We start from the raw sequence: 9,085 nt of genomic DNA, 5'->3' as shown, positions 1-9,085 counted from the left end.
GGGTGGGTATTGCGATACGGAATGTAAATGAGAATGATAGTGAATTGATATCGATTCGTTTTCGCTGTATCTTCTCTGCGCTTACGATTTTTACATTTTTGTCATTTGCGTCGGGAAGGAACAAACATGCTTTTACAGCGTCGCTTGCTTTGCTGTGCCATCGCGTCTGCCGTGGCCGCCGTGGCTGCTCCGGCTTTTGCTGACCGGGCCAACGAACTGAAGCCGGTAGAGATTATCGGGGATCGCCAGAACACCTTCAGCATCAGTGGTTCGGCTCACGTGCTGTCCAACGAAGACCTGGAGAAGAAGGAAGACACGGATGTGCACCGCATGCTGCGGGATGTGCCCGGCGTGTACTTCCAGGAAGAGGAAGGTTACGGCCTGCGTCCGAACATCGGTATCCGTGGTTCCGGTCGCGACCGCTCCAGCAAGGTTTCTCTGATGGAAGACGGGGTGCTGATAGCTCCGGCGCCGTACGCTGCCCCTGCGGCCTATTACTTCCCCAGCGCCGGTCGCTTCTACGGTATTGAAGTGCTGAAAGGCCCGGATACCCTGCGTTATGGCCCCTTCACCGTGGGTGGGGCCATTAACTTTCTGTCCACGCCGATTCCTGACCGTGCCTCCGGCATGGTCAATGTGGAAGGCGGTGAAGACGGCGCCCAGCGTGCTCACGCCTACTACGGTGCCACCGAAGGCCAGTTTGGTTTCATGCTGGAAGCCCACCAGCAGCGCACCATGGGCTTCAAGGACATCGACCGTTCCAATCGCGACAGCGGCTTCGACAAGCGTGATTACGTGGCCAAGCTGCGCTGGCAGGCCCCGGAAACTGCGGATATTCAGCAAGCGTTTGAGCTGAAACTGGAGCATTCCAGTGAAGTGTCCGATGAAACCTATTTGGGCCTGACCGACCGGGATTTCGAGCGTGATGCCAACCGCCGTTACGGCATGACCGACATCGATCAGATGGACAACGACCGTGATGCCATCTCACTGCGCCATACCCTGGTCCTTGATGACAATGCCACTCTCAATACGGTGGCTTACCGGAACGAGTTTCAGCGCAACTGGTTCAAACTGGACAAAATTGATGGCACCAGCATCGCGTCCTATGTGAACACTGCCAACACCTCAGGGGGTGTTAATCAGGCGGTTCTGCGTGGTGATGCTGATGCCACCGGCCTGGAATTCAAGAACAACAATCGCGAGTACACCTCCCAGGGCATTCAGTCCGAGCTGGGTTACGATTTCTCGACTGGCGATATCAAGCATGAGTTGGTAGTGGGTGCCCGTTACCACGAAGACGAAGTCGACCGCTTCCAGCCGGTGGATGTTTATAACCAGACCAACGGTAGCCTGGTGTATCAGAGCACCACGGCAGCGACGGGCAGTAATAACCGGGTCGAAAATGCCGATGCCATCTCTGCCTGGATTGTGGACCATGCCTACCTGGGTGATGTGATCGTCACCGGCTCACTGCGTTACGAAAATGTAGAGACCGATGCCAAGCGGTGGTCTGATCCCGGTCGTAATGTGGAAGATGTGAACTGGCGAAAAAGCAACCGCAACGAAGAGCTGATGGCAGGACTGGGTGCTACCTGGCTACTTGATGATAACTGGTCCGTTCTCGCTGGCGTGCACCAGGGTTTTGCACCGGCCGGGGCCTCTGCCCAGAACGGTACTGACGCGGAAATGAGCGTCAACTACGAGGCCGGGTTCCGCTACTGGCAGGAAAACTTCAGTGCGGACGTAATCGCTTTCTATAGCGACTATGAAAACACTATCCAGAACTGTTCCATCGCGAATCCGTGCCCGAACGGGAATGACTCCGGTACCCAAAGCTTTGGTGAATCCAAAGTGCAGGGTCTGGAAGTGGGCCTGAACAGTGTGGTCTGGGAAGGCGACAGCGGCCTGCGTGCCCCGGTGCGTCTTACCTACACCTACACCGATGGCGAAATCACCGAGGATGCGGATGACTTGTCTGTGCTGGACGGCGATGTGCTGGCCTACCTGCCGGAGCATCTGGCGAGCCTGACCTTCGGCCTGGAAAAGCCGGCGGCCTGGTCCGCACTGATGTCCGTCAGCCACACCGGCAACATGTGCATCGACAACTCCTGTGACCGCCCGGGTGAAGTGACCACCTTCAAGCGCACCAGCGATTATGTGGTCGCGGATGTAGTAGCCACTTATCAGGTGAACAGCGATATGGAAGTGTATGCCAAGGTGAACAACGTGTTTGACGATCAGGAAATCGTCTCCCGTTCCCCTGCCGGCGCCCGTCCGAACCAGCCGCGTACCGGCTACCTGGGCATGAAAGTGCGCTTCTGAGCAATGTGCCTGTAGCAAGGAAAAGGGGGCTTCGGCCCCCTTTTCTGTTGGTGGCGCCCCTTGAAGGGGGAATGCCACGGCCCCATCTGGGAGGGGCAGGGCCAACAGTGGTAGAATGGTGGCCAACCACAGCTAATACACCCCAAACCGCCAGGTAGTCAGTATGGATGTTATCCAGGTCATCAAAGACCAGATCGAAAAGAACCCGGTGATCCTCTACATGAAGGGCACCCCACAGTTTCCCCAGTGCGGTTTTTCCGCCCAGGTGGTGGAAGCCATGACCGCTGTCGGCAAGCCGTTTGCCTATGTGAACATCCTGGAGGCGCCGGAAATCCGCCAGAGCCTGAAGGAATATGCCAACTGGCCGACCTACCCGCAGCTGTGGGTGGGCGGTGAGCTGGTCGGCGGCTGCGACATCATCATGGACATGTACCGTTCCGGTCAGCTCAAGGAGCTGGTGGACGGCGCCGCCGTGGATGCCGACGACAACGCCTGATACCGTCGTCGCGTCTGACAAAACCCGGCCTCGCGCCGGGTTTTTTTGTGTCCGGCGTTGGGGCGGGCCTGACACTTTCGCTCAGCCAGTGGGATGATCCCGGTGTTGGCTCCGCTGCCGTAGCGCCTACAATCGAAGCGGATTATTCGCCGTCGCGAGGAAACCCGGTGAAAAAACGCAAACCCACAGGTGGATGGCGTCGCTGGCATCGCTGGCTGGGCCTGCTGGTGGCCATGCCGGTGCTGGTGTTGTCGGTCACCGGGATTCTGCTCAATCATGTGGAGTCACTGGATTGGGCCAGTGAGCCGCTGCCGCCCACCCTGGCACGTAGCTACGGTGTGCCGATACCGGAGCAGATCAATGGTAGCCCGGTGGACGGGCACTGGTACGCCCAGGCCGGAGAGCGACTCTTTGTGGATGGCCGTGCTGTGGCGGCCTGTTCGTCGCCGTTTCAGGGGGCGGTGGCGGTGCAGGGGCTTATTATGGCCGGCTGTGGCGGTGAGTTGCTGTTGTTGCAGGGAGAGCAACTGGTGGAGCGGCTACGGCCTGCCCAGGGCGTGCCAGCCTTTACCCGTCTGGGAGTGGCGGCAGGGGCACTGATCCTGGAGACAGATAATCGCTTACTGCAGTTTGATCCGGACAGGCTCGGCAGCGCGGGGGCGCCCTCGGGGGACTGGCAGCCTGCTCCTTTGACTCCGGTACCATCGACAATATTGTCCGATTTGCAGGCGGCCAGTGTGCCGGCGGCATTGAACTGGCAGCGATTGTTGCAGGATCTCCATGCCGGGCGTCTTTTCGGGCGGGTCGGGCAGTGGCTGATGGATCTGGCGGCCCTGGTGTTGGTGGTGCTGGCGCTCACGGGAGCGCTTGTCTGGGCCCGTAGCCGGCGATAATTTGAACGGCTGAGGCCGAATTCACGGACATTGGCCGGCCTGCCTATTGAAAGCATGGCCATAATCCCCATGATAGTGCCATGCAGCGCGACGGTAGCCGTTGTACTATCGCTGCTCGGATTCAATGTTGGTTCCGGCACCCTGACGTGCCGGAGAGTCAATCTAGTCATAATGGAGAGAAGCAATGGGCGTTCTGGTAGGTAAACCTGCACCTGATTTTACGGTTCCCGCAGTACTGGGCGATGGCAGCATCGTTGACGAATTCACCCTGTCCGAAGCCATCAAGGGCAAGTATGGTCTGGTGTTCTTCTACCCGCTGGACTTCACCTTTGTCTGCCCCTCCGAGCTGATCGCTCTGGATCACCGCATGGACGCGTTCAAAGAGCGCAACGTGGAAGTAATCGGTGTGTCCATCGACAGCCACTTCACCCACAACGCTTGGCGTAACACCCCGGTGAACGAAGGCGGTATCGGTCCGGTGAAATACACCCTGGCCGCTGACATGAACCACGGCATTGCCCAGTCCTACGACGTGGAATCCGAAGGTGGCATGGCATTCCGTGGCGTGTTCCTGATCGACCAGAACGGCGTGGTACGCAGCCAGATCGTTAACGATCTGCCGCTGGGTCGTAACATGGACGAGCTGATTCGTCTGGTTGACGCCCTGCAGTTCCACGAAGAGCACGGCGAAGTGTGCCCGGCGGGCTGGCAGAAAGGCGATTCCGGCATGAACGCCTCCCCGGACGGCGTGGCCGAGTACCTGTCTGGTAATGCAGACAAGCTGTAATAGACAGCACAAAAAAAAGGGGCGCCAGTAATGGCGCCCCTTTTTTTTGTGTGTCTGACGTCGGATGTCTGACGTCAGACGCTTTTGTCGTCCGACCTCTGACCTCCGACGTCAGGCCGCATTAATCCAGCTGCTTCGCCAGCGTCGGCGGCATATCCTTCGGCGGCGGGGGTGGCCAGCCGCCCAGGTCCTTGAAACGATTGACCATGGAGCAGAACAGCTCCGCGGTTCGGGTGGCATCGTAGAGCGCCGAGTGGGCCTCGCGCTGACTGAAGCGGATGCCGGCGGCTTCGCAGGCCTTGGCCAGTACGGTCTGGCCATATACCAGCCCGGCCAGGGCGGCGGTATCGAAGCTGGAGAACGGGTGGAAGGGGTTGCGTTTGATATCGGCGCGTTCGGATGCCGAGTTCAGAAAGCCCTGATCAAAAAAGCTGTTATGCCCCACCAGCACCGCGCGGGTGCAGCCATGCTGTTTGATTGCCTTGCGCACCGGTTCGAATACGCCTTTCAGGGCCGTTTCCTCGGGCACGGCACCCCGTAACGGGTTGTCCGGGTCAATGCCGGTGAAATCCAGTGCCGCCTGTTCGATATTGGCCCCCGGGAAAGGGTCCACATGAAACTGGATGCGAGTGGAGGGGCGCAGATAACCCTGGGCATCCATATCAATGAGCACGGCGGCAATTTCCAGCAGCGCGTCGGTCTGGGCATTGAAGCCCCCGGTTTCCACATCAATCACTACCGGCAAAAAGCCCCGAAACCGCAGCGCCAGGCTGGGGTGCTGATCATTCATGATCACTCCATCAGACACACGAATCCCGTCTTGCCGTCAGTGACGGCTGCGAGAGGAGGCTATGCTACCGGAAAGCCTGCAGGGGCAACAGGCGAGAAAGTGGATCGGAGATGACGCCAGCCGGGCAGGGCGGGTACAATACGCGGCCTCGATTCACCGGGGGGCGCCTGATACCGGGGCCTCTCACATGCGGAGTCTTTCAATGTCCAAGATCAACAAGGTGGTACTGGCCTATTCCGGTGGCCTGGATACCTCGGTTATCGTCAAATGGCTGCAGGATACCTATGACTGCGAGGTGGTGACCTTTACCGCCGATATCGGTCAGGGCGAAGAAGTGGAGCCGGCCCGCGCCAAGGCAAAAGCCATGGGCGTGAAGGAAATCTACATTGAAGACCTGCGCGAAGAATTCGTGCGCGACTACGTATTCCCCATGTTCCGCGCCAACACCATTTACGAGGGTGAGTACCTGCTGGGTACCTCCATCGCTCGCCCGCTGATTGCCAAGCGACTGGTGGAAATTGCCGAAGAAACCGGTGCGGATGCCATCTCCCATGGCGCCACCGGCAAGGGCAATGATCAGGTGCGTTTCGAGCTGGGCGCCTACGCCCTGGCCCCGGGCATCCAGGTGATTGCGCCCTGGCGGGAGTGGGATCTGAACTCCCGCGAGAAGCTGATGGCGTACTGCGAAGAGCGCAATATCCCGGTGGATTTCTCCAGCAAGAAAAAGAAATCCCCGTACTCCATGGACGCCAACCTGCTGCACATCTCCTACGAGGGCGGCAACCTGGAAGATCCCTGGTGGGAAGCGGAAGAAGACATGTGGCGTTGGAGCGTGAGCCCGGAAGCGGCGCCGGACCAGCCTACCTACATCACTCTGACCTACGAGAAGGGCGATATCGTGGCCATCGACGGCGAGCGTCTGAGCCCTGCCGAGGTCCTGGCCAAGCTCAACAAGCTGGGTGGCGACAACGGCATCGGCCGTCTCGACATCGTCGAGAACCGCTATGTGGGCATGAAGTCCCGTGGCTGTTACGAAACCCCGGGCGGCACCATCATGATGCCGGCTCACCGTGCCATCGAGTCCCTGACCCTGGATCGCGAGTCCGCGCACCTGAAGGACTCCGTGATGCCCAAGTATGCGGAGCTGCTCTACAACGGTTACTGGTGGAGCCCGGAGCGTCTGGCCCTGCAGAAGCTCATCGACGCCACCCAGGAACACGTGAATGGCGAAGTGCGCATGAAACTGTACAAGGGCAATGCCACCGTGGTGGGGCGTCGTTCAGACAATGACAGCCTGTTCGACGCGTCTATTGCCACGTTCGAAGACGATGCTGGCGCGTACGACCAGAAGGACGCGGAAGGCTTCATCAAGCTGAATGCCCTGCGCTTGCGTATCGCCGCCAAGAACGGCCGCAAGTTGCGTTAAGGCTTCCGGGCGTTTCCCGTCCCGGAGCTGACCCCCAAAAAACCGCCACAGCCGGCAGGCTGCGGCGGTTTTTTTGTGCCCGTTGCAGGGGATTGGCGGTTACATAACGACAAGGAAAAGGCATTTAATTTGCACGGTAGTCTCAATTAGCCTGAGAGCAGCAACATTCTTACAACAACAGGCTGATCGAGGAGCTTGCCATGACTATCGGGCAATACCGTTTTTCCTTTAAGGATCTGGGGATTCTGACCTTGCTGACCGCGTCATTACTGGTCGGCTGTGGCGGCGGGGGCAGTGATTCTGCAACACCTGCCTCTACCGGTGTCGATGAGGCCCAGCGCGAAGCGCCACAGCAGGAGGAAACGCCTGATGAGGTGGCTGAGGAGGTGCCGGAAGAGACTGAAGACGGCCCACGGTCGGTGATCTTCGTGGGCAACAACTGGGAAGGCGTGATTGATGTAATCGATGCGGCCAGCTACCAGCGCCTGGGTCGTATCAGCGGGATTCCGGACCAGAAGGAACGGGAAAAAGCGATTGCCCTGAATCCCCTCGATCTGCTGTTTTTTCAGGGTATTCGGGTATTGATCGGTGAGGGCAACCACCAGTATGTGGACGACATGTACAGCTCCCCGGATGGGCGCCTGCTGATCGTGTCCCGGCCCAGCTACGCGGATGTGGTGGCCATCGACGTGGTCAGTGGCGAGATCGCCTGGCGCTTTGAGGTGGACGGTTACCGGTCTGACCATATGGCCCTGTCACCGGATGGCACCCAGGTGGCGGTATCCGCCTCCACCGGCAACGTGGTGCACATTCTGGATGTGGAAACCGGCGAGGAGCTCGGCCGTTTCCCGTCGGGAGATTCCCCCCACGAGAATATCTATTCCGAGGACGGTGAGCGGATTTATCATGCCAGTATCGGCACCGTCTACACGCCCCTGGACAATCAACTGATCGGTGACCTGACTGACGGCCTGCTGGGGCAGAACCTGCTGGATGCCACCAAGGGCGAGCGGGTGTTCCAGGTGGTGGATGCCAATAGTCTGGAAATCATCAAGCAGCTGGATCTGGAAAAAGACCTGGCAGAGGCCGGTTATGGCAATCTCAGCACGGCGGTGCGGCCCATGGCACATACTGCCGATGAGCGCTATTTCTACTTCCAGCTGTCCTTCCTGCACGGGTTTATCGAGTACGACATGCAGGAAGAAAAAGTGCTGCGTCTGGCCGAGTTGCCGGATTTGACCAATGGACTGCCACGGGAACTGTACGTGAATGATTCCGCCCACCATGGCATCGCCATGAGCGCAGATGATTCGACGTTGTGTGTGGCGGGGACCATGAGTGATTACGTGGCCCTGGTAAATCGCGAGGATTTCTCCCACCAACTGAAAACCGGCATTGGCGAGAAACCCTACTGGGTGACCACCAGCGCCGATGGCAATCACTGCTATGTGTCCTGGAGCGGGACCGACCAGATGTCCGTGTTCAACTATCAGACCGGCCAGGAAGTGGCTCGCGTGGACGTGGGGGATCATCCGCAACGCATCCGCGAGGGGAGTGTGCCGGAGGCATGGGTCGAGGCGCAGGGCAGCCTGTTCCTGCCCTGAATCGCGATGCATAGCGCGTTGCCCGTCGGGGCGGCGCTGGCGGCGCGATCGCCGCAATGCCCGCCAGTCTACAACGAAGCGGCTGTAGGCGTTCCTCTCGAGGGACGATCCACGCATCAGCGTGGAAATAGCCCCAAGCGCCGATCCAAGATTCGGTTCGGCGCAGATTCGTCCCTCGAGAGGAACTCCTGCAGTGGCTTTGTCGATATCACGGTTCGCGCTGCCAGTAACGTTGTTGCGGCGGGATAACGTCCAGACTGTCTGCCATGAGCGGCGATTACCTGGATGTTTTACAGTGTTCCCCTCCGTAAACCCACTTTTTCATTGTCAATCCTCCCCTCTGCCACCACTATTCGCCCTGTAGATAGCTGGGGCTCCGTGCCCGCTGAATTTTGCTGATATCAGGAGCGAAGCAAGCAATGCGAATCCTGCATACCATGCTGCGCGTGGGCAATCTGGATCGGTCCGTGGCCTTCTATACCGAGGTGCTGGGCATGAAGGAGTTGCGCCGCAAGGAATACCCGGAAGGCCGCTTCACCAATGTCTTTGTGGGCTATCAGCCGGAATCCCGGGGCGCGGTGCTGGAGTTGACCTTTAACTGGGATCAGCACGAGTACGATCTGGGTGATGGCTATGGCCATGTGGCCCTGGCGGTGGACGACGTGTACGCTGCTTGTGAACGTATTCGCCAACGGGGTGGGCGCATTACCCGCGAACCCGGCCCCATGAAACATGGCAGTACCATTCTGGCCTTTGTGGAAGAC

The 9,085-nt window shown here is 59.0% G+C and carries 8 protein-coding genes; 7 read left to right on the top strand and 1 reads right to left on the bottom strand.

The genetic code is table 11. The annotated features are described in order from the left end of the window. Positions 1-126: 126 nt before the first annotated feature. From A3714_RS15270 to A3714_RS15255, 4 genes are all read left to right on the top strand, one after another. Positions 127-2,325: a TonB-dependent receptor domain-containing protein gene (locus A3714_RS15270; protein ID WP_063508699.1), complete on the top strand. Its 2,199-nt coding sequence runs from the start codon at positions 127-129 to the stop codon at positions 2,323-2,325. Between the two features lie 163 nt (positions 2,326-2,488). Next, complete coding sequence (gene grxD / locus A3714_RS15265; protein WP_062816895.1) at positions 2,489-2,821, top strand: Grx4 family monothiol glutaredoxin; 333 nt, start codon at positions 2,489-2,491, stop codon at positions 2,819-2,821. A gap of 167 nt (positions 2,822-2,988) precedes the next feature. Further along, positions 2,989-3,714 (top strand): PepSY-associated TM helix domain-containing protein, encoded by a 726-nt coding sequence (locus tag A3714_RS15260; protein WP_062816896.1) that lies wholly within the window; start codon positions 2,989-2,991, stop codon positions 3,712-3,714. 184 nt (positions 3,715-3,898) lie between these two features. Continuing rightward, positions 3,899-4,501 (top strand): peroxiredoxin, encoded by a 603-nt coding sequence (locus A3714_RS15255; protein ID WP_062816897.1) that lies wholly within the window; start codon positions 3,899-3,901, stop codon positions 4,499-4,501. A 121-nt stretch (positions 4,502-4,622) separates the two neighbouring features. Here A3714_RS15255 and rnt read toward each other — a convergent pair whose 3' ends face one another. Further along, positions 4,623-5,291 (bottom strand): ribonuclease T, encoded by a 669-nt coding sequence (gene rnt, locus A3714_RS15250; RefSeq protein ID WP_062816898.1) that lies wholly within the window; start codon positions 5,289-5,291, stop codon positions 4,623-4,625. Between the two features lie 202 nt (positions 5,292-5,493). On the opposite strand from rnt, the gene A3714_RS15245 reads away from it, so the two are divergent. The 3 genes from A3714_RS15245 to gloA form a co-directional block, all read left to right on the top strand. Next, positions 5,494-6,717 (top strand): argininosuccinate synthase, encoded by a 1,224-nt coding sequence (locus A3714_RS15245; RefSeq protein WP_062816899.1) that lies wholly within the window; start codon positions 5,494-5,496, stop codon positions 6,715-6,717. A 200-nt stretch (positions 6,718-6,917) separates the two neighbouring features. Next, complete coding sequence (locus tag A3714_RS15240; RefSeq protein WP_063508902.1) at positions 6,918-8,321, top strand: YncE family protein; 1,404 nt, start codon at positions 6,918-6,920, stop codon at positions 8,319-8,321. A gap of 419 nt (positions 8,322-8,740) precedes the next feature. Further along, positions 8,741-9,085: lactoylglutathione lyase (gene gloA / locus A3714_RS15235; protein WP_063527197.1), on the top strand; the 345-nt coding region annotated here is incomplete at its 3' end.

The sequence above is a fragment of the Alcanivorax sp. HI0007 genome (assembly GCF_001635525.1).
GTDB lineage: Bacteria > Pseudomonadota > Gammaproteobacteria > Pseudomonadales > Alcanivoracaceae > Alcanivorax.
Note: the sequence above shows the minus strand (reverse complement) of the source record. Positions and strands in the feature narration are given on the sequence as shown.